This window comes from Pseudomonas sp. UBA6699, assembly GCF_002454615.1.
In the GTDB taxonomy this organism is placed as follows: Bacteria; Pseudomonadota; Gammaproteobacteria; order Pseudomonadales; family Pseudomonadaceae; genus Aquipseudomonas; species Aquipseudomonas juntendi.
The window spans coordinates 14,611-41,200 of sequence record NZ_DKJF01000031.1 but is presented as its reverse complement, the minus strand read 5'-3'; the positions used below and the strand labels follow the sequence as shown (position 1 = coordinate 41,200).

The window sequence follows — 26,590 nt, the reverse complement described above, 5'->3', positions numbered from 1 at the left end:
CTTGCGACTTGCGACTTGCTACTTGCTACTTGCGACTTGCGACTTGCGACTTGCTACTCGCGCCTTCCAACGTGAAGCCCAAAGGTTGGCAACCCGCTCCCAGGCACGGATAATGCCCAGTTTTTCCACCTGCGCATCCAAGCGCTGCACCGCGCTTGCGGTCGAAAAGAGACCCCCATGAAAGACACCATTCGCCAGCTGATCCAGCAAGCCCTCACCCAACTCGTCACCGACGGTGTGCTGCCTGAAGGGCTGTCGCCGGCGATCCAGGTGGAAAACGCCCGGGACAAGACCCACGGCGACTTCGCCAGCAATATCGCGATGATGCTGGCCAAGCCGGCCGGCATGAAGCCGCGCGACCTGGCGGAAAAACTGATCAACGCCCTGCCGGCCAGCGCCGATATCAGCAAGGTCGAGATCGCAGGCCCTGGCTTCCTCAATTTCTTCCAGAACACCGACGCCCTGGCCAACCGCCTGGACGCTGCCCTGGCCGACGCCCACCTCGGCGCGCGCAAGGCCGGCCCGGCGCAAAAAGTGGTGGTCGACCTGTCGGCCCCCAACCTGGCCAAAGAGATGCACGTCGGCCACCTGCGCTCGACCATCATCGGTGACAGCGTGGCGCGGGTGCTGGAGTTCCTGGGCGACACCGTCATTCGCCAGAACCACGTAGGCGACTGGGGCACCCAGTTCGGCATGTTGATGGCCTACCTGCAGGAAAACCCGATCACCAGCGATGAGCTGTCGGACCTGGAAAACTTCTACCGCGCGGCCAAGCAGCGTTTCGACGAGTCCGAGGCATTCGCCACCCGTGCCCGCGGCCTGGTGGTCAAGCTGCAGGCCGGTGACCCGGAATGCCTGGCCCTGTGGACACGTTTCAAGGACATTTCGCTGTCGCACTGCCAAAAGACGTATGAACTGCTCAACGTCAAGCTGACCATGGCGGACGTGATGGGTGAAAGCGCCTACAACGACGACCTGGCCAATGTCGTGGCCGACCTCAAGGCCAAGGGCCTGCTGGTCGAAGACCAGGGCGCCCAGTGCGTGTTCCTCGACGAGTTCAAGAACAGCGACGGCGACCCGCTGCCAGTGATCGTACAGAAGGCCGACGGCGGTTACCTGTACGCCACCACCGACCTGGCCGCCGTGCGCTACCGCAGCAATGTGCTCAAGGCCGACCGTGCCCTGTACTTCGTCGACCAGCGCCAGGCCCTGCACTTCAACCAGGTGTTCGAAGTGGCCCGCCGCGCAGGCTTCGTCGGCCACCCGATGCAAATGGAGCACATGGGCTTCGGCACCATGAACGGCGCCGATGGCCGCCCGTTCAAAACCCGCGACGGCGGCACCGTGAAGCTGATCGACCTGCTGACCGAGGCCAAGGAAAGGGCCTACGCGCTGGTCAAGGAAAAGAACCCGAGCCTGGCCGACGACGAACTGCGCCGCATCGGCGAGGTGGTGGGTATTGGCGCGGTGAAGTACGCCGACCTGTCCAAACACCGCACCAGCGACTACAGCTTCAACTTCGAGCTGATGCTCAACTTCGAAGGCAATACCGCGCCTTACCTGCTGTACGCCTATACCCGTGTAGCTGGCGTGTTCCGCAAGCTGGGCAAGCGCTTTGACCAAGCCGATGGCAAGATCGTGCTGCAGGCCGCCCACGAGCAGGACCTGGCCGCACGCCTGGCGCAGTTTGGCGAAACCCTGAACAGCGTTGCCGAGAAAGGCACACCGCACGTACTGTGCAGCTACCTGTACGACCTCGCCGGCCTGTTCTCCAGCTTCTACGAGAACTGCCCGATCCTCGCCGCTGAAACCCCCGAGCAGCAACAGAGCCGCCTGCGCCTGGCCGCCCTGACTGGCCGCACCCTCAAACAAGGTCTGGAACTGCTCGGCCTGGAAACCCTGGAGCGCATGTAAGTTGGCTGCCAAGAAAAAACCCGCACCCAAACGCGGCGCCAGCCGCCAGACAGCGCCAGCCAAGCAGCCGATCCCCGGCTGGGTATGGCTGGCGGTCGGCCTGACCGTTGGCGCGTTCATCGTGTTCCTGATGAAGCTCGAACCCGGCGGCGATGACATCAAGCGGGCCAAACCCGAGCAGCAGAAGGCCGACAAAGTGGCCGAAACCAGCAAGCCTGCCCAGGCCACACCGCAACAGCCGGTGAAACCGAAGTACGACTTCTACACCTTGCTGCCAGAGTCGGAAGTCATCGTGCCGCCAGAGGCCGTACCGGAGAAAACACCCCCGGTCCCGGCCCAGCCGGTCACACCGGTTACCCCCGCTGAAGCGGCGAAAATCGACACGGCGCGGGCCCAGGCAGCACTGCTTGGCCAAACCCCGCCTCCGGCCCCGCCAGTGATCAAGCCGGCAGCGACCACCCAGTACTTCCTGCAGGCGGGCTCGTTCCGCAAACAGGCCGACGCCGACAAGGTGCGGGCCCAGATCATTCTGCTGGGGCAGTCAGTGAAGGTGGAGTCGGGTACGGTCAAGGAAGAAACCTGGTACCGCGTGATGGTCGGCCCGTTCAGCAACCGCGAACAGCTGACCGGTGCGCAGGAACAGCTCGCCGGCGCTGGTTTTGCCAACCTGTTGCTGCAACAGCGCCAGACCCGCCAGTAACCTTTGAACGGGGCGCTGTGCGCCCCCGTCAGACTTGAGCCGCCCCGGTGCAGCGGCCTTGCCTAGCGACAGGGCTGCAAAGCAGCCCTTGCCCTCTCAGCCCCGCCCCGCGTTGCGTTCGGACACCTGGCTATTGAGTGTCCAGAAGTCGTACAGCACCCCTACCAGGAACAGGCCACCGGTCAGGAAGTAGATGATCGCGGTCACCCACTTGCCCTGATACAGCCGGTGCAGGCCGAACACGCCGAGGAACGTCAGCAGGACCCAGGCGATGTTGTAGTCGATGCGCCCAGACTGGAACCTCAGGTCCGCCTCGCGGTCCATGGCCGGGATCAGAAACAGGTCGATCAGCCAGCCGATACCCAGCAGGCCGAAGGTGAAGAACCAGAGGGTGCCGGTTATCGGCTTGCCGTAGTAGAAACGATGCGACCCGGTGAAGCCGAAAATCCACAGCAGGTAGCCGATGGTCTTGCTGTGCGTGTCGTGGTAGGGCGTTCCCTGTTGATAACTGTTCATGCCTAGCCCTCGTGGGTTATGGAAAAATTTTCTAAGAAAAAATGTGACTTTTTTGTCACAGGCCGACGTATGGCACCCTGCCAATCGACCAACGGATCATAAATTGATCAAAAAGCTGTTATAAAGTTGCGCGCCCAACACATAACTATTCATAAGAGCTTCATCTATGCCGCCTTTACTCAAGACATGGCTGACCCTCTGCCTATTATTGCCCCTGGCCGCCCACGCCACCAATCGTGAGCAACGTCTTCCCAATGGCTTCACCGGCTACACCAGCAATGCCTCCGTGAGGCATGCAGCGGTCAAGCAGACTGCGCCCCATGCTCGCACTGTCAGCGCCGCCAGCACGCGCGGTGGCAAGGTGGCCGCGATGTCGCCCAAGCAGAGCAGCGATGTGCTCAGCCGCGCGGTCAATGTACTCGGTACCCCCTACGTTTGGGGTGGCAGCAGCCCGAAAAAGGGCTTTGACTGCAGTGGCCTGGTCAAGTACGCCTTCAACGACGTGGCCAACGTAGACCTGCCACGCACCTCCAATGCCATGGCCCAGGGCCATGGGGTGAAAGTGGCCAAGGGCGAGTTGAAGCCAGGGGACCTGATCTTCTTCAACATCAAAAGCCGGCGGGTGAACCACGTGGCCATCTATCTGGGCAACGACCGTTTCATCCACGCGCCACGCCGCGGCAAGCGGGTGAGCATCGACAACCTGAGCAAGCCTTACTGGCAGAAGCATTACGTGGTCGCCAAACGGGTGCTGCCGAAAGAGCAGCAGCTGAGCCTGGCCAAGCGCTAAGCTCTTTCCACCTGCAATGGCCCGATCGCCGGCAAGCCAGCTCCCCCACAAATCTGTAGAACTGTGGTGAACCTGTGGGAGATCACACAGCCCTACGGGCTGGGCTGTCGCACAGAGAACTCGATTCGTAACCGCGACGCGGCCCGCTCCCACAAAAACCCCGCTAAATCAATAAGTTATGTACTGTTCTATGAGAGCTGGCTTGCTGGCGAGAGAGCCTGTAGAGGCACTATCAATCGTCAACCAGGCCTTTCTCTCGTAACCCACGCAGTGCCCCCTCCATCGTCCGCATCCCTTGCGCACCACCCGCCTGCATCACCGAACACAACTGCGCCATCCGCCCCTCGCGCACCAGGTTGCGCACCGCCGGCGTCGCCACCAACACTTCCCGCGCTGCAACCCGCCCACCGCCCACGCGGCGTACCAGCACCTGCGCCACCACCATTTGCAACGACTCCGCCAGCATCGCCCGCACCAACGGCTTTTCATCGGCTGCAAATACCTCCACCAGCCGCTCGATGCTGCTGGCCGCCGAGCGCGCATGTACCGTCGCCAGCACCAGGTGCCCGGTCTCGGCCGCTTGCAAGGCCAGGCGAATGGTCTGCAGGTCGCGCAACTCGCCGATCATGATCACGTCCGGATCCTGGCGCAGCGCGCTGCGTAGCCCCTGGGCAAAGCCGCTGCTGTGGCGGCCGACCTCGCGCTGGTTGACCAGGCTACGCTGGCTGCTGTGGATAACTTCAACAGGGTCTTCCAGGGTAATGATGTGCAGCGCCTTTTCGCGGTTCAGCTGGTCCAGCAACGTTGCCAGTGTGCTGGACTTGCCACTGCCGGTCGGCCCACCCACCAGCACCAGACCATCGCGGTACTGGACCACCGCCTGAAACACATCGGTCAGCGCTAGCTCATCCAGCGTGGCAATACGCCCTGGGATCAGGCGGAAGGTCGCCGCAGGCCCATTTAGCTGGCGAAACAGGTTCACGCGAAAGCGCCCTAGGGCAGGCAGCGCCAGCGCCAGGTCCAGTTCAGCCCCTTGCGCCCACTGCTCGCGTTGCGTGTCATCGAGCAGGGTTGCCATGCCCTCGACCAAGGCGCCCGCGGCGAGCGGCGGCATGGCCATGCGCTGCAGCTCGCCGTCCAGGCGCAGCATGGGTGTCTGGCCGGCCGCCAGGTGCAGGTCCGAAGCCTGCACCGCCACGGCCCGTGCCAACAGGTCGGTCACATCCATGAGACTCCCCAAAGGCTTTCAAGTAGGTAGAATGCCGCAAACCCAACACTAGCCGGCCACCCTCCATGTCCACCCTAGCAGACAACCTTTCCGCGATTTCCGCCCGTATCGCCAGTGCTGCACAGGCAGCCGGGCGTGAGCCGGCCAGCGTCCAACTGCTGGCCGTGAGCAAGACCAAGCCAGCCGCTGCGATCCGCGAGCTGTACGCCGCTGGCGTGTGCGATTTCGGGGAAAATTACCTACAGGAAGCCCTGACAAAGCAGCAGGCACTCGGCGACTTGCCCTTGATCTGGCACTTCATTGGCCCCATTCAATCGAACAAGACCAAAGCCATTGCCGAGCATTTCGACTGGGTGCATTCCGTGGACCGCCTGAAAATCGCCCAACGCCTTTCAGAACAGCGCCCTGCCGGGCTGGCACCGCTGAACATCTGCCTGCAGGTGAACGTCAGTGGCGAAGACAGCAAGTCCGGCTGCGCCGCCGCCGAACTGCCGGCCTTGGCCAAGGCCGTGGCGGCCCTGCCCAACCTGCGCCTGCGCGGGCTGATGGCGATCCCCGAACCCACCGACGACCGCGCCGCTCAGGAGGCCGCCTTCGCCAGCCTGCGTAACCTGCTGGAACAGCAGCACCTGGGGCTGGACACCTTGTCCATGGGCATGAGCCACGACCTGGAAGCGGCCATTGCACAAGGTGCGACCTGGGTACGCATCGGTACCGCCCTGTTCGGCGCCCGCGCCCCACTCAACCCCGGCCAAAGCTGATTGCATGCTTTACTCACTCTTTTCCACAAGGACCTGACATGAGCAAGACTCGTATTGCCTTTATCGGCGCCGGCAACATGGCCGCCAGCCTGATCGGAGGTCTGCGTGCCCAGGGCCTGGACGCCTCGCAGATTCGCGCCAGCGATCCGGGCGCCGAGACCCGCAGCCGCATCCAGGCCGAACACGGCATCGAAACCTTCGAGGACAATGCCCAGGCCATCGACGGCGCCGACGTGATCGTGCTGGCGGTCAAGCCACAGGTCATGAAAGCGGTTTGCCAGGCCCTGCAACCCAGCCTGCGTGATGGCCAACTCATCGTTTCCATCGCTGCCGGCATCACCTGCGCCAGCCTGCAAAGCTGGGTGGGCGCGCGCCCCGTGGTGCGCTGCATGCCCAATACCCCCGCGCTCCTGCGCCAGGGCGTGAGCGGCCTGTACGCCACCGCCGAGGTGTCCGCCGCACAGCGCCAGCAGGCCGAGCAACTGCTGTCGGCGGTCGGCACGGCCCTGTGGCTTGAGCAGGAACAGCAACTGGACGCCGTGACCGCGGTTTCCGGCAGTGGCCCGGCCTACTTCTTCCTGCTGATCGAGGCCATGACTGCCGCAGGCGAAAAGCTTGGGCTGCCGCGTGAAACCGCCTCGCAACTGACCTTGCACACGGCCTTGGGCGCTGCCCGCATGGCGGTCGCCAGCGATGTAGACGCCGCCGAACTGCGCCGCCGTGTCACCTCGCCCGCCGGCACCACTGAAGCGGCGATCAAGTCGTTCCAGGCCAGCGGCTTCGAGGCGATCGTCGAGCAGGCCCTGCAGGCTGCCGCGACACGCTCCGCCGAACTGGCCGAACAACTGGGCAAATAAGGAGTTATCGATGAATGCACTCTCCGGCGCCGCGATTTTCGTGGTGCAAACCTTGGTCAGCCTGTACCTGGTGATCGTGTTGCTGCGCTTCGTGCTGCAGCTGGTCAAGGCCGATTTCTACAACCCGCTGTGCCAGTTCGCGGTGCGCGCCACCCAGCCGCTGCTCAAGCCGATCCGCCGCATCATCCCCAGCATTGGCGGCCTGGACACCTCGTCGCTGCTGCTGTCGGTGCTGATCCAGGCGCTGCTGATGGCCTTTGTGCTGATGGTCACCTATGGCACCTTCGGTGACGTCTTGCACTTGCTGATGTGGGCGATCATCGGCATTACCTCGCTGTTCCTGAAGATCTTCTGGGTGGCGATGATCGTGATGGTGATCGTTTCCTGGGTTGCGCCCAACAGCCACAACCCCGCCGCCGAACTGGCCTACCAGATCAGCGAGCCGGTGCTGGCCCCCTTCCGCCGCATCGTGCCCAACCTGGGCGGCATGGACATTTCGCCGATCTTCGCCTTCCTGGCGATTCAGGTGATCCAGTCGTTCGTCATGCCGCCGCTGGCTGCCTATGCCGGCATGCCCCAGGAGCTGTGGCGCATGATCTGACCCCGCATGCACCCAGCGGCAAGCCTTTGCTTGCCGCTGGGGGTAGCGCTCTTTAGACTTACGCCTCCGTCAAGCGTGAGCAGGGTCGATGTCCACTGTCTTTCCCGAAGATTCCGTCGGTCTGGTAGTACCGCAAACCGCCCGGTTCGATGAACCGCTGGCGCTGGCCTGCGGCCGCTCCCTGGCCAGTTACGAGCTGGTCTACGAGACCTACGGCACCCTCAATGCCAGCGCGAGCAATGCCGTGCTGATCTGCCATGCGCTGTCTGGCCACCACCATGCCGCCGGCTACCATGCTGCCACCGACCGTAAACCGGGTTGGTGGGACAGCTGCATCGGCCCTGGCAAGCCCATCGATACCAACCGTTTCTTCGTGGTCAGCCTGAACAACCTCGGCGGTTGCAACGGCAGCACCGGCCCCAGCAGCGTCAACCCGGCCACTGGCAAACCCTACGGCGCCGAGTTTCCGGTACTGACGGTGGAAGACTGGGTGCACAGCCAGGCGCGCCTGGCCGATCGCCTGGGCATCCAGCAGTGGGCAGCCATCGTTGGCGGCAGCCTGGGTGGCATGCAGGCGCTACAGTGGACCATGAGCTACCCGGAGCGCGTGCGCCACTGCGTCGACATCGCCTCGGCACCGAAACTGTCGGCGCAGAATATCGCCTTCAACGAAGTGGCACGCCAGGCCATCCTCACCGACCCCGAGTTCCACGGCGGTTCGTTCCAGGACCAGGGCGTGATCCCCAAGCGGGGCTTGATGCTGGCGCGCATGGTCGGCCACATCACCTACCTGTCCGATGACTCGATGGGTGAAAAATTCGGCCGCGAGCTCAAGAGCGACAAGCTCAACTATGACTTTCACAGCGTCGAGTTCCAGGTCGAGAGCTACCTGCGCTACCAGGGCGAGGAGTTTTCCGGGCGGTTCGATGCCAACACCTACCTGCTGATGACCAAGGCCCTGGACTACTTCGACCCGGCTGCCGCCCACGGCGGCGACCTGGCAGCCACCCTGGCCAACGTCAAGGCGGACTACTGCATCATGTCGTTCACCACCGACTGGCGCTTCTCCCCGGCCCGTTCACGGGAGATCGTCGACGCCCTGATGGCAGCGCGCAAGAACGTCTGCTACCTGGAGATCGACTCACCTTATGGGCACGATGCCTTCTTGATCCCCACACCTCGCTACATGCAGGGTTTCTCGAACTACATGAACCGCATTGCCATCTGAGGACAGCATGAGAGCCGATCTGGAAATCATCCACGACTGGATCCCCGCCGGCAGCCGGGTACTCGACCTGGGCTGCGGCAGCGGCGAACTGCTGGCCTCGCTACGTGACCGCAAGCAGGTCACCGGCTATGGCCTGGAGATCGACCCCGACAACATCGCCGCCTGCGTGGCCAAGGGCGTGAACGTCATCGAGCAAGACCTGGACAAAGGCCTGGGCAACTTCGCCAGCAACAGTTTTGACGTGGTAATCATGACGCAGGCCCTGCAGGCCGTGGAGTACCCCGATCGCATCCTCGACGAGATGCTGCGCGTGGGCCGCCAGTGCATCATCACCTTCCCCAACTTCGGGCACTGGCGTTGCCGCTGGTACCTGGCGACCAAAGGCCGCATGCCGGTATCGGACTTCATGCCCTATACCTGGTACAACACACCGAACATTCACTTCTGCACGTTCGCCGACTTTGAAGAGCTGGTGCATGAGCGCCGGGCCAAGGTGCTCGACCGCCTGGCGGTCGACCACCAGCACCGCAATGGGTGGGGTGGCCGGCTTTGGCCTAATCTTCTGGGTGAGATCGGCATCTACCGCGTCAGCAGCCCTAACCTGCAAGAGCGCCAGCTGGCGGTCTGACGCGCACCGGAGAAAGCGCCCCATGCGCAGCAGCCCGCTAGGATTCAAGCAGAGTATCGAAACCGGCGGCATCAGCAACTCCCTCAGTTTCAACCAGGAAGTGTTCCCAGGCGAATGATGAATTTCCAGCAACTCGTATTGGCCAGCCACAACGCCGGCAAACTCAAGGAACTCCAGGCCATGCTCGGCCACTCGGTGCAACTGCGCTCGATTGGCGAATTCAGCCAGGTAGAGCCGGAAGAAACCGGCTTGTCGTTCGTCGAGAACGCCATCCTCAAGGCGCGCAACGCTGCACGTATTTCCGGCCTGCCGGCCTTGGCCGACGATTCCGGCCTGGCCGTGGACTTCCTCGGCGGTGCGCCGGGTATCTACTCGGCGCGCTATGCCGATGGCAAGGGTGACGCGGCAAACAATGCCAAGCTGCTCGACGCGCTGAAAGACGTGCCAGAAGCCGAGCGCGGTGCACAGTTCGTCTGTGTGCTGGCACTGGTACGCCACGCGGATGACCCGCTCCCGATCCTCTGCGAGGGCCTGTGGCAAGGGCGCATTCTGTTCCAAGCCAGCGGCGAGCATGGCTTTGGCTACGACCCGCTGTTCTGGGTGCCCGAACGCAACTGCTCCAGCGCCGACCTGGCACCTGTGGACAAGAACCAGCTCAGCCACCGCGCCCGCGCCATGGCCCTGCTGCGCCAACGCCTGGGCCTGGCATGATCGCAACGCTGGCTACCCCTGGCGCGGCGGGCTTTACCAGCCTGCCGCCGCTGGCGCTGTACATCCACATTCCGTGGTGCGTGCGTAAATGCCCTTACTGCGACTTCAACTCCCACGCGGCCGGCCCTGAGCTGCCGGAAGACGCCTACGTCGCGGCACTGTTGACCGACCTGGACCAGGAGCTGGCGGCGGTGCAAGGCAGGCCGATCAGCTCGATCTTCTTCGGTGGCGGTACGCCCAGCCTGTTCAGTGCAGGCGCCCTGGGCCGCCTGCTGCGCGGCGTGGAGCAGCGCATACCGTTCGCAGCGGACATCGAGATCACCCTGGAGGCCAACCCGGGCACCTTCGAGCAGGACAAGTTCAAGGCCTACCGGCAAACCGGCATCAATCGCCTGTCCATTGGCGTGCAGAGCTTTCAGCCGGCCAAGCTGCAGGCCCTGGGGCGCATCCACAATGGTGACGAAGCCGTCCGCGCAGCCGGCATGGCGCGCGCCGCCGGGTTCGACAACTTCAACATGGACCTCATGCACGGCCTGCCCGACCAGTCGCTGGAAGACGCCCTGGGCGACCTGCGCCAAGCCATGGACCTGGGACCCACGCACCTGTCGTGGTACCAACTGACCGTCGAACCCAACACGGTATTCTGGAACCAGCCGCCGGAGCTGCCCGAGGACGACATTCTCTGGGACATCCAGGAAGCCGGCCAGGCGCTGATGGCCGGGCATGGTTTTCGCCAGTACGAGGTCTCGGCCTATGCTCAGGCCGGCCGCGCTGCGCGGCATAACCTCAACTACTGGCGTTTTGGCGACTTCATCGGCATCGGCGCCGGCGCCCACGGCAAACTGACCTTCGCTGACGGCCGTATCCTGCGCACCTGGAAGACTCGCTTGCCCAAGGACTACCTGAACCTGGCCAAACCGTACAAAGCCGGTGAGAAGCTGCTGCCAGTCGACGAGTTGCCGTTCGAGTTCCTGATGAACGCCCTGCGCCTGACCGATGGCGTGGAAGCCCAGCTGTTCACCCAGCGCACCGGCTTGCCGCTGGAGCAGTTGCGCGAAGCCCGTCGGGCAGCCGAACAAAAGGGCCTTTTGCAGGTCGAACCGGATCGACTGGTGGCCACGCCAAGGGGCCAGCTATTCCTCAATGACCTGCTGCAGTATTTCTTGACCTAAGGATGACCCATGGATCTGGTACTTGATCTGCTCGCGACGGTTTCCCGCTGGAGCCGCGGCAACCTGTCAGAAATTTCGCTGGCCTTGGTAGGCTGCCTGCTGGTGCTGTTCGGCAGCGACGTCAAAGGCTGGGCCGAACAACGACTGGGCAGCCTGGGTGGCGCTCTGCGCGTACCGTTCATGGCGGTGATGGTGATGGTCGGCAGCGGCGCGGCACTGATCTATGCCACACCCTGGGTGGTGAAGGGGCTGAGCCAGTTCAACAACTACGCACTGGCGCCGGTGCTGCTGGTGGTCGTGGTGCTGATTGGCGTGGTGGCCGACCGGCGCGGCTGAGACACAGCCTCTGGCTGAACGCTTGTGGGACATTCTGTCTTGCCCAGTTTCTGGAAGCATGCGCGATCACTGTAGGAGCGGGTTTACCCGCGAAGAGGTCGGCACTGCCAGCAGAAGGCTTGAGATAGCCGGGGCTGCTTTGCAGCCCATCGCGACACAAGGCCGCTCCTACACCGATCGCGCTAGTCGATCAGCGCAGGAAACAAGCGGGGCGCAGATTCTAAAAGCTGCCCCGGCAAACCAGGGCAGCCCTACCACTTGACTAGCCTTTAACGGGCGTCATCGAAGTGGTCGCGCATGCCTGCATTTCTACAGGCCACAGCGTACCGAAAGGCCAATTCAGCCGATCAGTCCACCTTCTCGAACTTCAAATCCCACACCCCATGCCCCAGCCGCTCGCCGCGGCGTTCGAACTTGGTGATCGGGCGCTCTTCGGGGCGCGGCACGTAGGTACCGTCTGCTGCGCGGTTGCGATAGCCCGGCGCAGCGCTCATCACTTCCAGCATGTACTCGGCATACGGCTCCCAGTCGGTGGCCATGTGGAACACGCCACCGGGCTTGAGCTTGCGCCGCACCAGCTCGGCGAACTCCAGCTGCACGATACGGCGCTTGTGGTGGCGCGCCTTGTGCCAAGGGTCGGGGAAGAACAGCATCAGGCGGTCGAGGCTGTTGTCGGCCACGCAGCGGTTCAACACTTCGATGGCATCGCAGTCATACACCCGCAGGTTCTTCAAACCCTGGGTCAGCACACCGTTGAGCAACGCACCAACACCGGGACGGTGTACTTCTACACCAATGAAGTCCTGCTCCGGCGCGGCGGTGGCCATTTCCAGCAGGGAATGCCCCATACCGAAGCCGATCTCCAGGGTACGCGGCGCGCAACGGCCGAATACCTGGTCGTAGTCCACCGGGCTGTCGGCCAACGGCAGGATGTACAGCGGGCCGCCTTGGTCCAGGCCGCGTTGCTGGCCTTCGGTCATGCGCCCTGCACGCATCACGAAACTCTTGATGCGGCGGTGTGGGCGCTGGTCGCCGTCGGCGGCGATCGGCGTATCTTGCGAATCAGTCATCTGGGGCTCTTACTTGATCAGACCATCCAGCGGCGAAGAGGCGCTGGCATAGAGTTTTTTCGGCATCCGGCCGGCCAGGTAGGCCATGCGACCGGCGACGATGGCGTGCTTCATGGCTTCGGCCATCAACACCGGCTGCTGGGCGTGGGCAATGGCCGAGTTCATCAGCACCGCCTCGCAGCCCATTTCCATGGCGATGGTGGCGTCGGAAGCGGTGCCCACGCCGGCATCGACCAGCACCGGGACTTTCGATTCTTCCAGGATGATCTGCAGGTTGTACGGGTTGCAGATACCCAGGCCGGTGCCGATCAGGCCGGCCAACGGCATCACCGCGATGCAGCCCGCCTCAGCCAGCTGGCGGGCAATGATCGGGTCATCGCTGGTGTAGACCATCACGTCGAAACCATCCTTGACCAGCACTTCGGCGGCCTTGAGGGTTTCGATCACATTGGGGAACAGGGTCTTCTGGTCCGCCAGCACTTCGAGCTTGACCAAGGTCCGCGACTCGTGGGACTTGTAGCCTTGCAGCAGCTCGCGGGCCAGGCGGCAGGTACGCACGGCCTCGGTGGCGTCGAAGCAGCCTGCGGTATTGGGCAGGATGGTGTACTTGTCGGGCGACAACACGTCGAGCAGGTTCGGCTCACCCGCATTCTGGCCAAGGTTGGTCCGGCGCACGGCCACGGTGACGATCTCGGCACCCGAGGCCTCTGTAGCCAGGCGGGTCTCTTCCATGTCACGGTATTTGCCGGTGCCGACCAGCAGGCGCGACTGGAACGTGCGCCCGGCCAGAATGAAGGGCTTGTCGCTGCGAACGTTGCTCATCGTTGTTCCTCGGGAAAAGGTTGCAGGGCTTGCTTGTGAACCACCAGGCTGCTGTCAGCCGCCACCGATCGCGTGGACCACTTCGACCTGGTCGCCTTCGTTCAGCAGGGTGCTCTCGTGCTGGCTACGCGGCACGATATCCAGGTTCAGTTCCACGGCGATACGGCGCCCACTGAGCTCCAGGCGCGTCAGCAGGGCTGCAACGCTCTCGCCGGCAGGCAGTTCGTAAGGTTCACCGTTCAGTTGAATGCGCATGCGCACGGCCACCATTATTCTTTGGGGCCCGCATTCTAGCGCCGAACCGCCCCGCAACCCAAGGGCGGTGCGCGCCATTAGTCGCGATTGTGGACCAACTGGTCAGCCCAGCCGCCAGGCCGCCAACCCCAGGCATAGCCAGCCGGCCAGGAAGCACAGGCCGCCGATCGGGGTGATGATGCCCAGCTTGGTCAGGCCGCTGAGGGCCAGCAGGTACAGGCTGCCGGAGAACAGCACGATACCCACCGCAAACAGCCCACCTGCCCAGCCCACCAGGCGCCCGGGCAGGTGCGCCGAGAGCACGGCAACCGCAAGAATCGCCAGCGCATGCACCAGTTGGTAGGTCACGCCGGTGTGGAACACCGCCAGGTAGTCGGCCGTCAGCCGGTTTTTCAGGCCGTGGGCGGCGAAGGCACCCAGTGCGACTCCGGTAAAGCCGAAAAAGGCGGCAAGCATCAGGAAGCTGCGAAGCATGGGACGACTCCTTGGATCGGGTCTGTATAATGGCCTCTTCCACCCGTACGGCCAAGCCATCGTCATGCTGCCATCCCTTGTTCGCCGCCTCTTCCGTGCCCTGCTCTGGTTCGCTGCCTGCAGCATCGTGCTGGTGCTGGTGTTCCGCTGGGTGCCGCCGCCCGGCACGGCGCTGATGGTCGAGCGCAAGGTGCAATCCTGGGTCAATGGCGATCCCATCGACCTGCAGCGCGAATGGGAGCCGTGGCAGAACATCTCCGATGAACTCAAGGTCGCGGTCATTGCCGGCGAAGACCAGAAGTTCGCCAGCCACTGGGGCTTCGACATCCCGGCTATCCAGGCTGCGCTGGCCTACAACGAGCGCGGCGGCAGCATTCGTGGCGCCAGCACCCTGACCCAGCAGGTGGCCAAGAACCTGTTCCTGTGGTCGGGGCGCAGCTGGTTCCGCAAAGGGCTGGAAGCCTGGTTCACGGCACTGATCGAACTGTTCTGGTCCAAGGAACGCATTCTCGAGGTTTACCTGAACAGCGCCGAGTGGGGCAAAGGCGTATTCGGCGCCCAGGCAGCGGCGCGCTATCACTTTGGTGTCGATGCCAGCCAGCTCACCCGCCAGCAGGCAGCGCAACTGGCCGCAGTATTGCCCAGCCCGATCAAGTGGAGTGCCAGCCGGCCGAGCGCCTACGTGGCAAGCCGTGCCGGGTGGATTCGCCGGCAAATGAGCCAGCTGGGTGGCCCCAGCTACCTGATGCAGCTCGACTCATCCAGAAAGCTTTGAATGCAGTGCCGGCACAAATGAAAAAGCCGCTCGCTCCGTCGGAGCCAGCGGCTTTTCTGTGCAACAAAGGCCCGATCAGGCTGCGATCAGTGCCTTGACCTTGTTCATCGCATTCTTCTCCAGCTGGCGAATCCGCTCAGCCGAAACGCTGTACTTGTCTGCCAGCTCATGCAGGGTGGCCTTCTCTTCAGCCAACCAGCGCTGGTAGAGAATGTCGCGGCTGCGCTCGTCCAGCCCTTGCAGCGCTTCGTGCAGGTTGCTGGTGGAGTTGTCGCTCCAGTCGGCATCCTCCAGTTGCACCGCCGGGTCGTACCGGTGGTCTTCCAGGTAATGCGCAGGGGACTGGAACGCGCTGTCGTCGTCAGCTTCCGCTGCCGGGTCGAACGCCATGTCCTGCCCGCTGAGGCGGCTCTCCATCTCGCGCACTTCACGCGGCTCGACACCAAGGCTCTCCGCCACACGATGCACTTCGTCGTTGTTCAACCAGGCCAGGCGCTTCTTCTGGCTGCGCAGGTTGAAGAACAGCTTGCGCTGGGCCTTGGTGGTAGCCACCTTGACGATGCGCCAGTTGCGCAGGATGAACTCGTGGATCTCGGCCTTGATCCAGTGCACGGCGAACGACACCAGGCGCACGCCCATTTCAGGGTTGAAGCGTTTGACGGCCTTCATCAGGCCAACGTTGCCTTCCTGAATCAGGTCAGCCTGGGCCAGCCCATAACCAGCATAGCTACGGGCGATATGTACGACGAAACGCAGGTGGGCCATCACCATTTGACGAGCGGCCTCGACATCCTGCTGATAATAGAGACGCTCGCCCAGATCACGCTCCTGCTCGACCGTCAGCAGCGGGATGCTGTTGACCGTGTGCACATAGGCTTCCAGGTTTGCACCGGGTACCAAGGCATAGGCAGGTTGCAACGATGTGGTCATTCAAGAACCTCCGACTTACTAGACTCGCGCTTTTTGGGCGCTGCCAACATTGACCTGGAACGACGGTACAAGTTCCATCGTGAACAAAATGTCAATGTTGGCCTGTAAAAACTATCGCGGTGCCAGCTCGTTCAAGTGGCGGGCGACTGCAATCCATGCACCGATATACCCCAACAACACCGCTCCGATCAAGAGCGACAGACCATCGGACCCCGGCACTCCGCCCAGGGCGAAGTCACTGCCGTATAGCCCGGAAAGCCCTACCACCGCCTCGTTCAGCCAGTTCAGGCCAAACGCCAGGATCCCCCACGCCAGCAGCCCTGCACCCAGGCCATACAATGCGCCCATGTACAGGAAAGGCCGGCGTACGTAGGCGTCGGTGCCGCCGACCAGCTTGATCACTTCGATCTCGATGCGGCGGTTTTCGATATGCAGACGAATTGTGTTACCGATTACTAACAGCAGTGCAGAAATAAGCATCACCGCCAGACCGAAGACGAACCGGTCACCCAGCTTGAGGATCGCCGCCAGCCGCTCGACCCAGACCAGGTCCAGTTGCGCCACATCCACCCGCGGCAGCTCCGCAAGGCGCTGACGCAAGGCTTCAAGGGCGGGCTTGTCGACCTCGGTCGGGGTGACTACCACCACGCCTGGCAGCGGGTTCTCCGGCAGCTCGCGCAAGGCCTCGCCCAGACCGGACTGCTGCTGGAATTCCTCCAGCGCCTGCTCGCGGCTGACATACTGCGCGTCTGCCACGCCGGGCATGCCCTTGATCTCGTCACGCAGCGCCTCGCCATCACGGCTGCCGGCATCCAGCTTGAGGTACAGCGAAATCTGCGCCGCGCGCTGCCACGAACCGCCCAGTTGCTCGACGTTCTTCAACAGCAACGACAGGCCCATCGGCATGCTCAGCGCGACGGCCATCACCAGGCAGGTGAAGAAGCTGCCGATAGGCTGTTTGCCCAGCCGGCGCAGGCTGTCAGCCAGGCTGGCACGGTGGCTTTCCAGCCAGGCGTGCAACAACGTGCGGAAGTCCGGGCCGTCATCGTCTTCGCCGCGTTTTTTCTTCGCCGGCTGCGGGTCGGCTGGCTTCGGCGCAACGCGCTCGGAAACCTTTGGCGTACGTGTAGTGCTCATTGCCCGGCCTCCCCATCGCCGATCAAGCGGCCGCGCTGCAAGGTCAGCATGCGGTGACGCATGCGCGCAATCAGTGCCAGGTCGTGGCTGGCGATCAAAACCGTAGTACCCAGGCGGTTGATGTCCTCGAATACCCCCATGATTTCTGCGGCCAGCCGCGGGTCGAGGTTACCGGTGGGTTCATCGGCCAGCAGCAGCGCGGGCTGGTGGACGATTGCCCGGGCAATGCCGACCCGCTGCTGCTGCCCGGTGGACAGGTCAGCCGGGAACAGCTCGCCCTTGTCAGCCAGCGACACGCGCTCCAGGGCGGAATCGACGCGCTTGGCGATCTCGGCCTTGGACAAGCCCAGAATCTGCAGCGGCAGGGCGATGTTGTTGAACACCGTGCGGTCGAACAACAGTTGGTGGTTCTGGAACACCACGCCGATCTGCCGGCGCAGGAACGGGATCTGGGCGTTGCTGATCTGGCCCAGGTCCTGCCCGGCCAGCATCAGCTTGCCGCTGGTCGGGCGCTCCATGGCCAGCAGCAGGCGCAGCAAGGTGCTCTTGCCGGCGCCCGAGTGGCCGGTGACGAACAGGAACTCGCCCCGGCGCGCCCGGAAACTCAGCTCATGCAAACCGACATGACCATTGGGATAGCGCTTGGCAACCTGTTCGAATCGGATCATGGTCAGTCTCGCTCGGCGAACAGAGCCTTGACGAAAGGCTCCGCTTCGAAGGTCCGCAGGTCGTCGATGCCTTCGCCGACACCGATGAAGCGGATCGGCAACTTGAACTGCTTGGCCAGGGCGAAGATCACCCCGCCCTTGGCGGTGCCATCGAGCTTGGTCAGGGCCAGGCCGGTCAATTCGACACTCTGGTTGAAGTACTTGGCCTGGCTGATGGCGTTCTGCCCGGTACCGGCGTCGAGCACCAGCAGCACCTCGTGCGGCGCCTCGGCGTCGAGCTTGCCGATGACCCGGCGCACCTTCTTCAGCTCCTCCATCAGGTTGTCCTTGGTGTGCAGGCGGCCGGCGGTGTCGGCGATCAGCACATCCACACCGCGGGCCTTGGCGGCCTGCACGGCGTCGAAAATGACCGATGCGGAGTCGGCACCGGTGTGCTGGGCGATGACCGGAATCTGGTTACGCTCACCCCACACCTGCAACTGCTCGACCGCTGCGGCGCGGAAGGTATCGCCGGCGGCCAGCATCACCTTCTTGCCTTCCTGTTGCAGTTTTTTCGCCAGTTTGCCGATGGTGGTGGTCTTGCCGGCGCCGTTCACGCCTACCACCAGGATCACGTAGGGCTTGTTCTGCGCCTGCACTTTCAGGGGCTGCTCGACCGGACGCAGCAATGCCGCCAGCTCTTCCTGCAGCGTCTTGTACAGGGCGTCGGCATCGGCCAGTTGCTTGCGGGCGACTTTCTGGGTCAGGTTCTGGACGATGGTCGACGTGGCTTCCACGCCCACGTCGGCGGTCAGCAAGCGCGTTTCGATCTCGTCGAGCAAGTCGTCGTCGATGACTTTCTTGCCCAGGAACAGGCTGGCCATCCCCTCGCCAATGGAGGCACTGGTCTTCGACAGGCCCTGCTTGAGGCGGGCAAAGAAGCCAGGCCTGGCCTGTTCGGCCGGCGCTGCCGCTGGCTCTGGCGCGACCTCGACGGCTGTGGCAGCCACGGCCGGCGGGGCAACCACCTCAGGTGCAGGGCGCTCGGGGATCGCCGGTGGCGCCTTGGGTTCCAGGTCCGGCACCAGCGCTACCGGCTCTTCGGCCACCGGCAGTACCAGGTTGCTGACCGGCGCAGGCTCGGTACGGGCGACGTCCACCACAGCCGCTGGCACCGGCGCAGGGGCAACGGGTTGCGGCGCGGGCGCTACCGGCGGCGGGGAAACCAGCGGCTCGGGTTCAGCGGCCGGCAACGGCGGCACAGCGACCGGCGCCGGCGCTTCGGCTGCCGGGGCAGGCGCGGGCGCCTCAGGCTGCGGCGCTTCAGCAGCGGGGGCCTCGACCGGAGCGGCTACAGGTTGCTCGACAGCGGGGGCTTCACTGGCGGGAACGCCAGCGTCCACAGGTTGTTGCGGCTTCTTGCGAAACCAGCTGAACAGGCCTTTCTTTTCACCAGCCTCGGCCGGCGCTTTCTTGTCGTCGTTGGAACCAAACATGGAAGACGGCTATCTCAGGGTAGCGATGCGCCAGCTACGGCGGATCGGGAATTCTCTCTACGCAGAACAGACTATCTTGAAGCCGGCTGGTTCATGCGCAATGTTTTGTCTTAGTGTCCTGTGGGCCAGAACGGCGACAGGCATGGTCGCCAGGCAACCGGATCAGTATCCTAGCACCTCCTGGCCCGTCGACGCTAAACCCAGCGGGCCGCCGAACAGGTTAAACACCGTATGAATGCTCTAGCCCGCCGCGCCGCTGGCCTGTTGCTCGGCACGCTCTGCCTGCCGCTCGCGGCCTTCGCCGCCGATGTGCAACCCACCCACGAATTCATCCTCGACAACGGCCTCAAGGTCGTGGTGCGCGAAGACCACCGCGCCCCGGTGGTGGTCTCGCAGATCTGGTACAAGGTCGGTTCCAGCTACGAAACCCCGGGCCAGACCGGCCTGTCGCACGCCCTGGAGCACATGATGTTCAAGGGGAGCGCCAAGCTCGGCCCCGGCGAAGCTTCACGCGTGCTGCGCGACCTGGGCGCCGAAGAGAACGCCTTCACCAGCGACGACTACACCGCCTACTACCAGGTGCTGGCGCGTGACCGCCTGCCCGTAGCCCTGGAACTGGAGGCCGACCGCCTGGCCAGCCTGCGCCTGCCAGCCGACGAATTCAGCAAGGAAATCGAGGTCATCAAGGAAGAGCGCCGCCTGCGTACCGACGATCAGCCCACTGCAAAGGCCTTCGAGCTGTTCCGCGCCATGGCCTACCCTGCCAGCGGCTACCATACCCCGACCATCGGCTGGATGGCCGACCTGGAGCGCATGAAGGTCGAGGAACTGCGCCACTGGTACGAGTCCTGGTATGCCCCCAACAATGCCACGCTGGTGGTGGTCGGCGATGTCACCCCCGACGAGGTCAAAGGCCTGGCCCAGAAGTACTTCGGCAGCATTCCGAAGCGCACCGTGCCACCGGCCAAGCTGCCACTTGAGCTCGCAGAACCCGGCCAGCGCCAGCTGACCCTGCACGTGCGCACGCAACTGCCAAGCCTGATCTACGGGTTCAACGTGCCCGGCCTGGCCACGGCCAAGGACCCCCGCACCGTACACGCCCTGCGCCTGATCTCGGCGCTGCTCGACGGCGGCTACAGCGCCCGCATGCCGGCGCGCCTGGAGCGTGGCCAGGAGCTGGTGGCCGGTGCTTCGTCCAGCTACAACGCCTTTACCCGTGGCGACAGCCTGTTCCTGATTTCGGCCACGCCGAACGTTCAGAAGCAGAAAACCCTGGCCGACGTCGAGAAGGGCGTGTGGCAACTGCTCGACGAACTCAAGACCACCCCGCCCAGCGCCGAGGAACTGGAGCGCGTACGCGCCCAGGTTATCGCCGGCCTGGTCTATGACCGCGACTCCATCAGCAGCCAGGCCACCACCATCGGCCAACTGGAAACCGTCGGCCTGTCCTGGAAGCTGATCGACAGCGAACTGGACGAGCTCAAGCGCGTTACCCCGCAGGACATCCAGAACGCCGCGCGCACCTATTTCACCCGCGAACGCCTGAGCGTTGCCCATGTACTGCCCGAGGAGTCCGCTCATGAGTGATCGTCGCGCACCACGCCCAACCCTGTTGGCCACCGGTATCCGCGCCCTGGCGCTGGCAGCGGTGCTGGCTGCCCCGGCCCTGGCCGACAACGCCGCCAAGGCCGACAGCACCGCGGCCCGGCCGGCCAACACCCTGCAGTCGCTGGCCGAGCTGGACGGCAAGGCGCCGAGCCGGCGCCAGCTGAACATCCAGCACTGGAACACCGCCGAAGGGGCCCGGGTGCTGTTCGTCGAGGCGCGCGAGCTGCCGATGTTCGACCTGCGCGTGACCTTTGCCGCCGGCAGCAGCCAGGACGGCGGCACGCCAGGCCTGGCTGCCTTGACCAACGCCATGCTCAACGAAGGCGTGGCCGGCAAGGACGTGACCGCCATCGCCGAAGGCTTCGAGAGCCTGGGCGCAGACTTTGGCAACGGCTCCTACCGTGACATGGCCGTGGCCTCGCTGCGCAGCCTCAGCGCCAAGGACAAGCGCGAGCCGGCACTCAAGCTGTTCACCGAGGTCGCCGGCAAGCCGAGCTTCCCTGAAGACGCGCTCAAGCGCATCAAGAACCAGATGCTGGCCGGCTTCGAGTACGAGAAGCAGAACCCTGGCAAAATCGCTGGCAAAGCGCTGTTCGCCAACCTCTATGGCCACCACCCCTACGCCCACCCCAGCGACGGCACTGCCGAAAGCATCAACGGCATCGGCCTGGCCCAACTGCGCGCCTTCCATGCCAAGGCCTACACCGGTGGCAACGCCGTGATCGCCCTGGTCGGCGGCCTCAGCCGCGCCGAAGCCGAAGCCATCGCCGCCCAGGTGTCCGCCGGGCTACCCAAAGGCCCGGCGCTGCCCGCGCCGGCGCAGCCGGCCGAGGCCAAGCCCGGCCTGACCCACATCGATTTCCCGTCCAAGCAGACCCACCTGATGCTGGCCGAGCTTGGTATCGACCGCCAGGACCCGGACTGGCCTGCACTGTCGCTGGGTAACCAGATCCTCGGCGGCGGTGCCTTCGGTACCCGGCTGATGAGCGAAGTGCGGGAAAAACGCGGCCTGACGTACGGCGTTTACTCGGTCTTCAGCCCGATGCAGGTGCGCGGCCCGTTCATGATCAACCTGCAAACCCGTGCCGAACTCAGCGAGGGCACGCTCAAGCTGGTGCAGGGCATTCTCGCCGACTACCTCAAGACCGGCCCCACCCAGCAAGAGCTGGACGATGCCAAGCGCGAACTGGCCGGCAGCTTCCCGTTGTCCAATGCCAGCAATGCCAGCATCGTCGGCCAGCTGGGCGCCATCGGCTTCTACAACTTGCCGCTGACCTGGCTGGAGGACTTCATGCAGCAGTCCCAGGCCCTCACTGTCGAGCAGGTCAAGGCCGCCATGAACAAACACCTGTCAGCCGATAAACTGGTGATCGTCACCGTTGGCCCGAAAGTGCCACAGAAACCGCTGCCAGCACCCACTGACAAGCCCTCCGAGCAGCCGCTCGGGGTACCGGAGCACTAATGCCAAGATCCACCCCTCCCGCCCGCCCGCAAACCGGGCAAAGCAAGGGCCAGGGCCACCTGCGCATCATCGCCGGCGAGTGGCGCAGCCGTCGCCTGGCGGTGCCGGAAGGTAAAGGCCTGCGGCCAACGCCCGACCGTGTGCGCGAAACCGTCTTCAACTGGCTGGCGCCCTACATCGAGGGCGCTCGGGTACTGGACGCCTTCACCGGCAGTGGCGCCCTCGTGCTCGAAGCCCTGTCCCGCGGCGCTGAAGACGCCGTGGCACTGGACAGCAACCCGGCGGCCATCGCCAACCTGAAAAACAACCTGGAGATCCTCCGCTGCCCGCGCGGGCAAATCCTGCAAACCGATGCCCTGCGCTACCTGCAGAACCCGGCCAAGCAGCAGTTCGACGTGGTGTTCCTCGACCCGCCATTCCACCAGGACCTGCTGGCCAACACCTGCAACCTGCTGGAGCAGCACCAGTGGCTCAGCGAGCAAGCCTGGGTCTACACCGAGAGCGAAGCCGCGCCGTCGGCCCTGCAACTGCCCGGCAACTGGCGCCTGCATCGCGAGAAAAAAACCGGCCAGGTGTATTACGCGCTGTGGCAGCGGGGCTAACTATGTAGCGCTGCCCGCGGCGCCATTTCGCTGAAGCTGTTGCGGTTCACCCAACCGGAGCACTTCAGCGATGACTTCACCTGCGCCCGTCACCCTCGACCAGGTCTCGGCAGGATTGGCATCTGTCGTTTCAGCCGCCCCCTTGCCACTGCAGCACTTCACCCTGAGCAACGGTTTGTCCGTCTACCTGCGGCCAGACCACACCAGCCAGCTGGCCGCCGTGCAACTCTGGTATCACGTGGGTTCCAGCCATGAGCCCGCGGGCCACAGCAACCTGTCCCACCTCCTGGAACACCTGATTTTCGAAGGCAGCAGCAAACTTGCCGCCGGCCAATACTCGCGAGTGATCGCCCGCCTGGGCGGCAACGCCAATGCCAGCACCCATGAAGAGGCGACGGCGTATGAGATAACGCTGCCGGTCGCTCGCCTGCCAATCGCATTGGAGATCATGGCCGATGCCATGAACAGCGCGACCTTCGGCCAGGCAGAACTGGTCCGGGAAAAGAAAGCCGTCGAGGACGAAAGGCGGCTCAAGTTGGACAACCACCCAGACCAACAGGCGTACGACCTTCATCTGGCGCTGGCCCATGGCGGCAATGCCTACGGGCAACCGAGCTTCGGTTCCCAGGCCGACCTTGCCGATATAGGACTGGAAACGCTGCGAACCTGGTATGCAACCTGGTACCGGCCCAACAACGCCACGCTGGTGGTGGTTGGCGGCATCGACCTGGCAACCCTGCGCCCCCAGGTAGAGCAGTACTTCGCCAGCCTGCCGAGCGCGCCAGTGCCGCAGCGCCCCGCACCACGGCAAGACCAGCCGTTGCAGGCGCGCACGCAAACCGTGAGCCTGCCCGGGTTACGCGAAGGGCTGTTCATGTCGTTCAACGTTCCGAGCAGGGCCACCGCAGCGGATGCAGCCACTGCCCCTGCCCTCGAGTTGATCCGCGAGGTGCTGGCCGAGGGGTTCAGCGCCAGGCTCTACAGTGACCTGGTGCGCGACGAACGCCTGCTCACCGGCATCAGCATCACCTATCAGCCCTTGTTGCAGGGTGACACGCTGCTGACCCTGTCAGCGTACGTGAACAGCATGAACAGCACGCCAGAACAGGCTGCACACGCTGTTTGCCAGCACCTCGAAGCACTGCGCAACACTGCGGTGCCCACTGCTGAGCTTGAACGCGCGAAATTGCGCATGCTTGCCCGCCGCCTGTTCACTGACAGCCAGGTGGCCCAAGCCGAGCGAATCGGCCAGGCCGCCGCTGCCGGGATCGCCGTCGCGGCCGTGGACCAAGACATCCAGATCATCCGCGACCTCGACAGCCAACAGGTGCAGCAAGTGGCACTTGCCTACCTGGGGCGCGAACGGTTGACCACCTGCTACCTTCAGCCAGGAGCCACAGCATGATCCAGGTACCCTCCCCAACCCCCTTGCCGCTGACGTGCAACGGCCCGGCTGACGACACCGCCTTGGCGGCCATGGCCAACCTGCGGTCGGCACAGGGTATCGACCTTGGCCACATTCCAGACCTGCAGGCCCACCCTGAGCACTGGCGAACGGCAGAAGGCACCCGCGTCAGCTTCCTCGCACGCCATGACCGGCCCATGTTCGACCTGGCATTACGCTTTCGCGCAGGCAGCGTACTCGACGGCGCCCACCCTGGGCTTGCGGCACTTGTGCTGTACAGCCTCGACCAAGGCACCGGGCAACTCGACGCTACGCGGTTCGCCGAGGATATGGCCGGTTTCGGCGCCATCCTGGGCAGGAGGATCAGCGACGACAGCGCCCTTGTCACCCTGCGCGCCCTGAGCCTGCCGGCACTGCGCGACAGCGCGATGCAACTGCTGACCGAGATGCTGGCCCGCCCGGCATTGCGCGCGGGCGATGTGGCCAAAATCGGCGAACGGCTCGTATTCAGCCAGGTCAGGTATGGCAACCATCCGCTGCTGCGGATTACCAAGGCGGCCACCGCGCATATCTTCAGCGGCCACCCCTACGCGGCCACCCTGACAGCGCAGACTATCGCCAGCATTGGCGATGACCAGATCCGGGCGTTCCACCAACAGGCGTATTCGGCCAACAACCTCGACATCGGCCTGGTGGGCAACCTGACCCGCGAGGAAGCACGGCAGCTTGTCGACGACCTGGTCCGGGCCCTGCCGCAAGGCTGGGCGGCGCAACGCACGCCATCGGTTCCCGACTACCAGGCATTGGACCTGAATCTCGCTGCGGCCAGCAGTACCACCCAGGCAACGCTCACCCTTGCAACGAACGTATCGGCCCAGGATCCGGTGTTCCCGGCCCTGTATCTGCTCAACGCAATCCTGGGCAGTAGCTACGAGTCGCGCCTTACCCAGGAATTGCGCACCCTGCGCAACCTCACCTACGCCATCTCCTGCGACCTGAGGCCGCTGGATGCCGCCAGCCAGTTGCAGATCCACTGGGATATCGCCCCCCAGTACCGGGACGCCTCTGGCGCGCTGGTGTCGGCGATTCTGGCATGCCTGCGTGAACACGGCCCCAGCCAGGCCGAATGCGACATGGCGGTGAACCAGATCGCCGGTAAACTGCACGACAGCCTGGCAGACCGCGCGAGAATGGCCCAGGCCTTGGCCACCTACAGCCACCAAGGCTTGGCGCCAGACCACCTGGGCACCTTCCTCGGTAAACTGTCGGCGCTTACCCCTGCCAATCTGCGTGAAGCGGCGCAAGTCTGGCTGCAGGCCCCACAGGTATTCGTCACCAGCGGCCCGGTTACCGAGCAATTGCCATTACCCAAACCGACCGCGCTCGACCAATAGCGCAGGTACAAAGGCGCTGTTTCGTGGCACTCTAGGCCGGCACATCACGAGTCGCCCAGCATGCCTAGCCTCAGCGCCCCTTTCCGTCCGGCCATCGGCCTGTCCAACCCGCATCTGCAAACATTGTGGGGCCCCCTGTGGCGCAAGCTGCCGGCGCTTGCGCGCAACCGGGAGCGCCTGTGGCTGGCTGATGGCGACTTCATCGACCTGGACTGGCATGGCCCACACCAGCCGCAGGCGCCGCTGGTACTGGTGTTGCACGGGCTGACCGGTTCCTCTCACTCACCCTATGTGAAGGGCTTGCAGCAAGCCCTGCAAGCGCGGGGCTGGGCCAGCGTGGCGGTGAACTGGCGCGGCTGTTCGGGCGAACCCAACCTGTTGCCCCGAAGCTATCACTCCGGCGCCAGCGAAGACCTGGCGGAGATCATCGCCCACCTGCGCGCCCAGCGCCCACTGGCACCGCTGTATGCGGTGGGCTATTCGCTGGGCGGCAATGTGTTGTTGAAATACCTGGGTGAAAGCGGCGTCGCCAGCCAGCTGGAGGCTGCGGTAGCGGTCTCGGTACCGTTTCGTCTGGACCACTGCGCAGACCGCATCGGCCAGGGATTTTCCAAGGTGTACCAGGCGCACTTCATGCGCGAAATGCTGGCGTATGTACAACTCAAGCAGCGGCACTTCCATGCCCAGGGCCAGCATGACCGGTTGGCCGAACTCGACCGCCTGGGCCAGCTGAGTAACTTGCGCACGTTCTGGGAGTTCGACGGCAAGGTCACGGCACCCTTGAACGGTTTTCGCGATGTACACGACTACTATCGCCGCTCGTCGAGCCACTTCTTTCTTGGCCAGAACCGCACGCCAACGCTGATCATTCAGTCCAGTGACGACCCGTTCGTGTCCAGCCACAGCTTGCCGACCGCGCGGGAACTGGCCCCCCAGACCCGTTTCGAGCTGCACCGCCGCGGCGGCCATGTGGGCTTTGTCGATGGCAGCCTGCGCAGGCCCGGGTACTACCTGGAACGGCGGATTCCGCAGTGGCTGGTGGAGGGCCAGTAACGTCCCTCCATGCCCTGC

The 26,590-nt window shown here is 64.1% G+C and carries 28 protein-coding genes and 1 pseudogene; 19 read left to right on the top strand and 10 right to left on the bottom strand.

The genetic code is table 11. The features are described from left to right. The first annotated feature begins 177 nt into the window (after positions 1–177). Both argS and B3361_RS06735 read left to right on the top strand, forming a co-directional pair. Positions 178–1,914 carry an arginine--tRNA ligase gene (argS, locus tag B3361_RS06740; protein ID WP_009684939.1) on the top strand — a complete coding sequence of 579 codons (1,737 nt, stop codon included), beginning with the start codon at positions 178–180 and terminating at the stop codon, positions 1,912–1,914. A 1-nt stretch (position 1,915) separates the two neighbouring features. Beyond that, on the top strand, positions 1,916–2,614 hold the full coding sequence (locus tag B3361_RS06735) for an SPOR domain-containing protein (protein ID WP_054904630.1): 699 nt from the start codon (positions 1,916–1,918) through the stop codon (positions 2,612–2,614). A gap of 96 nt (positions 2,615–2,710) precedes the next feature. Here B3361_RS06735 and B3361_RS06730 read toward each other — a convergent pair whose 3' ends face one another. Then, positions 2,711–3,130, bottom strand: coding sequence for an NINE protein (locus B3361_RS06730; protein WP_009684937.1), 420 nt, complete (start codon positions 3,128–3,130; stop codon positions 2,711–2,713). 166 nt (positions 3,131–3,296) lie between these two features. Between B3361_RS06730 and B3361_RS06725 the strand changes: the two genes are divergently transcribed. After that, positions 3,297–3,920 (top strand): C40 family peptidase, encoded by a 624-nt coding sequence (locus B3361_RS06725; RefSeq protein ID WP_054904631.1) that lies wholly within the window; start codon positions 3,297–3,299, stop codon positions 3,918–3,920. A 232-nt stretch (positions 3,921–4,152) separates the two neighbouring features. Here B3361_RS06725 and B3361_RS06720 read toward each other — a convergent pair whose 3' ends face one another. After that, the gene (locus tag B3361_RS06720) at positions 4,153–5,148 is read right to left on the bottom strand and encodes a type IV pilus twitching motility protein PilT (protein WP_054904632.1); all 996 of its coding nucleotides are present in this window, start codon (positions 5,146–5,148) and stop codon (positions 4,153–4,155) included. Between the two features lie 65 nt (positions 5,149–5,213). On the opposite strand from B3361_RS06720, the gene B3361_RS06715 reads away from it, so the two are divergent. From B3361_RS06715 to B3361_RS06680, 9 genes and pseudogenes are all read left to right on the top strand, one after another. After that, positions 5,214–5,909 (top strand): YggS family pyridoxal phosphate-dependent enzyme, encoded by a 696-nt coding sequence (locus tag B3361_RS06715; protein WP_054904633.1) that lies wholly within the window; start codon positions 5,214–5,216, stop codon positions 5,907–5,909. A 38-nt stretch (positions 5,910–5,947) separates the two neighbouring features. Next, complete coding sequence (gene proC, locus B3361_RS06710) at positions 5,948–6,766, top strand: pyrroline-5-carboxylate reductase (protein WP_029886159.1); 819 nt, start codon at positions 5,948–5,950, stop codon at positions 6,764–6,766. A 10-nt stretch (positions 6,767–6,776) separates the two neighbouring features. Next, complete coding sequence (locus tag B3361_RS06705) at positions 6,777–7,367, top strand: YggT family protein (protein ID WP_009684930.1); 591 nt, start codon at positions 6,777–6,779, stop codon at positions 7,365–7,367. A gap of 88 nt (positions 7,368–7,455) precedes the next feature. After that, a complete protein-coding gene (metX, locus tag B3361_RS06700) occupies positions 7,456–8,595 on the top strand; it encodes a homoserine O-succinyltransferase MetX (RefSeq protein ID WP_054904634.1) in 1,140 nt (379 codons plus the stop codon). Positions 8,596–8,602: 7 nt separating this feature from the next. Next, complete coding sequence (metW, locus tag B3361_RS06695) at positions 8,603–9,223, top strand: methionine biosynthesis protein MetW (RefSeq protein ID WP_054904635.1); 621 nt, start codon at positions 8,603–8,605, stop codon at positions 9,221–9,223. 25 nt (positions 9,224–9,248) lie between these two features. Next, positions 9,249–9,341 (top strand): annotated as a pseudogene (locus B3361_RS24005) (DUF4426 domain-containing protein); the annotation flags it as partial. Beyond that, the gene (gene rdgB, locus B3361_RS06690) at positions 9,338–9,934 is read left to right on the top strand and encodes an RdgB/HAM1 family non-canonical purine NTP pyrophosphatase (RefSeq protein WP_033690803.1); all 597 of its coding nucleotides are present in this window, start codon (positions 9,338–9,340) and stop codon (positions 9,932–9,934) included. The pseudogene B3361_RS24005 and the gene rdgB, both read left to right, overlap by 4 nt. After that, positions 9,931–11,106 (top strand): radical SAM family heme chaperone HemW, encoded by a 1,176-nt coding sequence (gene hemW, locus B3361_RS06685; protein WP_054904636.1) that lies wholly within the window; start codon positions 9,931–9,933, stop codon positions 11,104–11,106. Before rdgB ends, hemW begins: the two co-directional genes overlap by 4 nt. Positions 11,107–11,115: 9 nt before the next feature. Then, positions 11,116–11,442: a DUF3392 family protein gene (locus B3361_RS06680; protein WP_009684924.1), complete on the top strand. Its 327-nt coding sequence runs from the start codon at positions 11,116–11,118 to the stop codon at positions 11,440–11,442. A gap of 347 nt (positions 11,443–11,789) precedes the next feature. Here the strand turns inward: B3361_RS06680 and trmB are convergent, their stop codons facing one another. The 4 genes from trmB to B3361_RS06660 form a co-directional block, all read right to left on the bottom strand. Next, the gene (trmB, locus tag B3361_RS06675) at positions 11,790–12,512 is read right to left on the bottom strand and encodes a tRNA (guanosine(46)-N7)-methyltransferase TrmB (protein ID WP_154211595.1); all 723 of its coding nucleotides are present in this window, start codon (positions 12,510–12,512) and stop codon (positions 11,790–11,792) included. Between the two features lie 9 nt (positions 12,513–12,521). Further along, entirely contained in the window at positions 12,522–13,334 is an 813-nt protein-coding gene (locus tag B3361_RS06670; RefSeq protein ID WP_009684921.1) for a thiazole synthase, read from the bottom strand. Positions 13,335–13,388: 54 nt separating this feature from the next. Then, positions 13,389–13,589, bottom strand: coding sequence for a sulfur carrier protein ThiS (thiS, locus tag B3361_RS06665; protein ID WP_054904650.1), 201 nt, complete (start codon positions 13,587–13,589; stop codon positions 13,389–13,391). A 102-nt stretch (positions 13,590–13,691) separates the two neighbouring features. After that, the gene (locus B3361_RS06660) at positions 13,692–14,063 is read right to left on the bottom strand and encodes a DUF423 domain-containing protein (protein ID WP_009684919.1); all 372 of its coding nucleotides are present in this window, start codon (positions 14,061–14,063) and stop codon (positions 13,692–13,694) included. 64 nt (positions 14,064–14,127) lie between these two features. On the opposite strand from B3361_RS06660, the gene mtgA reads away from it, so the two are divergent. Continuing rightward, a complete protein-coding gene (gene mtgA / locus B3361_RS06655) occupies positions 14,128–14,838 on the top strand; it encodes a monofunctional biosynthetic peptidoglycan transglycosylase (protein ID WP_054904638.1) in 711 nt (236 codons plus the stop codon). Between the two features lie 75 nt (positions 14,839–14,913). Here the strand turns inward: mtgA and rpoH are convergent, their stop codons facing one another. The 4 genes from rpoH to ftsY form a co-directional block, all read right to left on the bottom strand. Continuing rightward, positions 14,914–15,768 carry an RNA polymerase sigma factor RpoH gene (gene rpoH / locus B3361_RS06650; RefSeq protein WP_009684917.1) on the bottom strand — a complete coding sequence of 285 codons (855 nt, stop codon included), beginning with the start codon at positions 15,766–15,768 and terminating at the stop codon, positions 14,914–14,916. Between the two features lie 111 nt (positions 15,769–15,879). Further along, entirely contained in the window at positions 15,880–16,905 is a 1,026-nt protein-coding gene (gene ftsX, locus B3361_RS06645; RefSeq protein ID WP_029886166.1) for a permease-like cell division protein FtsX, read from the bottom strand. Further along, positions 16,902–17,573, bottom strand: a complete 672-nt coding sequence (gene ftsE, locus B3361_RS06640; protein ID WP_009684915.1) for a cell division ATP-binding protein FtsE — start codon at positions 17,571–17,573, stop codon at positions 16,902–16,904. Before ftsE ends, ftsX begins: the two co-directional genes overlap by 4 nt. A gap of 2 nt (positions 17,574–17,575) precedes the next feature. Then, complete coding sequence (ftsY, locus tag B3361_RS06635; protein ID WP_054904639.1) at positions 17,576–19,048, bottom strand: signal recognition particle-docking protein FtsY; 1,473 nt, start codon at positions 19,046–19,048, stop codon at positions 17,576–17,578. Positions 19,049–19,279: 231 nt separating this feature from the next. Here ftsY and B3361_RS06630 point away from each other — a divergent pair, with 231 nt between their 5' ends. The 6 genes from B3361_RS06630 to B3361_RS06605 all read left to right on the top strand — a co-directional run bounded on the left by B3361_RS06630 (position 19,280) and on the right by B3361_RS06605 (position 26,572). Next, positions 19,280–20,635, top strand: coding sequence for a M16 family metallopeptidase (locus B3361_RS06630; RefSeq protein ID WP_029886168.1), 1,356 nt, complete (start codon positions 19,280–19,282; stop codon positions 20,633–20,635). Beyond that, a complete protein-coding gene (locus B3361_RS06625) occupies positions 20,628–22,118 on the top strand; it encodes a M16 family metallopeptidase (protein ID WP_054904640.1) in 1,491 nt (496 codons plus the stop codon). The genes B3361_RS06630 and B3361_RS06625 overlap by 8 nt, the downstream gene beginning before the upstream one ends. After that, a complete protein-coding gene (gene rsmD, locus B3361_RS06620; protein WP_054904641.1) occupies positions 22,118–22,720 on the top strand; it encodes a 16S rRNA (guanine(966)-N(2))-methyltransferase RsmD in 603 nt (200 codons plus the stop codon). The genes B3361_RS06625 and rsmD overlap by 1 nt, the downstream gene beginning before the upstream one ends. Positions 22,721–22,790: 70 nt before the next feature. After that, positions 22,791–24,125, top strand: a complete 1,335-nt coding sequence (locus B3361_RS06615) for a M16 family metallopeptidase (protein ID WP_054904642.1) — start codon at positions 22,791–22,793, stop codon at positions 24,123–24,125. Next, positions 24,122–25,519 (top strand): M16 family metallopeptidase, encoded by a 1,398-nt coding sequence (locus tag B3361_RS06610; RefSeq protein ID WP_054904643.1) that lies wholly within the window; start codon positions 24,122–24,124, stop codon positions 25,517–25,519. The genes B3361_RS06615 and B3361_RS06610 overlap by 4 nt, the downstream gene beginning before the upstream one ends. 60 nt (positions 25,520–25,579) lie before the next feature. Then, entirely contained in the window at positions 25,580–26,572 is a 993-nt protein-coding gene (locus B3361_RS06605) for a hydrolase (RefSeq protein ID WP_054904644.1), read from the top strand. Positions 26,573–26,590: the final 18 nt, after the last annotated feature.

What these genes read in the sequence shown, in the direction of transcription:
- argS (WP_009684939.1), top strand. Translation starts at nt 178, where the DNA reads ATGAAAGACACCATTCGCCAGCTGATCCAGCAAGCCCTCACCCAACTC.
- B3361_RS06730 (WP_009684937.1), bottom strand. Translation starts at nt 3,130, where the DNA reads ATGAACAGTTATCAACAGGGAACGCCCTACCACGACACGCACAGCAAG.
- B3361_RS06725 (WP_054904631.1), top strand. Translation starts at nt 3,297, where the DNA reads ATGCCGCCTTTACTCAAGACATGGCTGACCCTCTGCCTATTATTGCCC.
- B3361_RS06720 (WP_054904632.1), bottom strand. Translation starts at nt 5,148, where the DNA reads ATGGATGTGACCGACCTGTTGGCACGGGCCGTGGCGGTGCAGGCTTCG.
- B3361_RS06715 (WP_054904633.1), top strand. Translation starts at nt 5,214, where the DNA reads ATGTCCACCCTAGCAGACAACCTTTCCGCGATTTCCGCCCGTATCGCC.
- proC (WP_029886159.1), top strand. Translation starts at nt 5,948, where the DNA reads ATGAGCAAGACTCGTATTGCCTTTATCGGCGCCGGCAACATGGCCGCC.
- B3361_RS06705 (WP_009684930.1), top strand. Translation starts at nt 6,777, where the DNA reads ATGAATGCACTCTCCGGCGCCGCGATTTTCGTGGTGCAAACCTTGGTC.
- metX (WP_054904634.1), top strand. Translation starts at nt 7,456, where the DNA reads ATGTCCACTGTCTTTCCCGAAGATTCCGTCGGTCTGGTAGTACCGCAA.
- metW (WP_054904635.1), top strand. Translation starts at nt 8,603, where the DNA reads ATGAGAGCCGATCTGGAAATCATCCACGACTGGATCCCCGCCGGCAGC.
- rdgB (WP_033690803.1), top strand. Translation starts at nt 9,338, where the DNA reads ATGATGAATTTCCAGCAACTCGTATTGGCCAGCCACAACGCCGGCAAA.
- hemW (WP_054904636.1), top strand. Translation starts at nt 9,931, where the DNA reads ATGATCGCAACGCTGGCTACCCCTGGCGCGGCGGGCTTTACCAGCCTG.
- B3361_RS06680 (WP_009684924.1), top strand. Translation starts at nt 11,116, where the DNA reads ATGGATCTGGTACTTGATCTGCTCGCGACGGTTTCCCGCTGGAGCCGC.
- trmB (WP_154211595.1), bottom strand. Translation starts at nt 12,512, where the DNA reads ATGACTGATTCGCAAGATACGCCGATCGCCGCCGACGGCGACCAGCGC.
- B3361_RS06670 (WP_009684921.1), bottom strand. Translation starts at nt 13,334, where the DNA reads ATGAGCAACGTTCGCAGCGACAAGCCCTTCATTCTGGCCGGGCGCACG.
- thiS (WP_054904650.1), bottom strand. Translation starts at nt 13,589, where the DNA reads ATGCGCATTCAACTGAACGGTGAACCTTACGAACTGCCTGCCGGCGAG.
- B3361_RS06660 (WP_009684919.1), bottom strand. Translation starts at nt 14,063, where the DNA reads ATGCTTCGCAGCTTCCTGATGCTTGCCGCCTTTTTCGGCTTTACCGGA.
- mtgA (WP_054904638.1), top strand. Translation starts at nt 14,128, where the DNA reads ATGCTGCCATCCCTTGTTCGCCGCCTCTTCCGTGCCCTGCTCTGGTTC.
- rpoH (WP_009684917.1), bottom strand. Translation starts at nt 15,768, where the DNA reads ATGACCACATCGTTGCAACCTGCCTATGCCTTGGTACCCGGTGCAAAC.
- ftsX (WP_029886166.1), bottom strand. Translation starts at nt 16,905, where the DNA reads ATGAGCACTACACGTACGCCAAAGGTTTCCGAGCGCGTTGCGCCGAAG.
- ftsE (WP_009684915.1), bottom strand. Translation starts at nt 17,573, where the DNA reads ATGATCCGATTCGAACAGGTTGCCAAGCGCTATCCCAATGGTCATGTC.
- ftsY (WP_054904639.1), bottom strand. Translation starts at nt 19,048, where the DNA reads ATGTTTGGTTCCAACGACGACAAGAAAGCGCCGGCCGAGGCTGGTGAA.
- B3361_RS06630 (WP_029886168.1), top strand. Translation starts at nt 19,280, where the DNA reads ATGAATGCTCTAGCCCGCCGCGCCGCTGGCCTGTTGCTCGGCACGCTC.
- B3361_RS06625 (WP_054904640.1), top strand. Translation starts at nt 20,628, where the DNA reads ATGAGTGATCGTCGCGCACCACGCCCAACCCTGTTGGCCACCGGTATC.
- rsmD (WP_054904641.1), top strand. Translation starts at nt 22,118, where the DNA reads ATGCCAAGATCCACCCCTCCCGCCCGCCCGCAAACCGGGCAAAGCAAG.
- B3361_RS06615 (WP_054904642.1), top strand. Translation starts at nt 22,791, where the DNA reads ATGACTTCACCTGCGCCCGTCACCCTCGACCAGGTCTCGGCAGGATTG.
- B3361_RS06610 (WP_054904643.1), top strand. Translation starts at nt 24,122, where the DNA reads ATGATCCAGGTACCCTCCCCAACCCCCTTGCCGCTGACGTGCAACGGC.
- B3361_RS06605 (WP_054904644.1), top strand. Translation starts at nt 25,580, where the DNA reads ATGCCTAGCCTCAGCGCCCCTTTCCGTCCGGCCATCGGCCTGTCCAAC.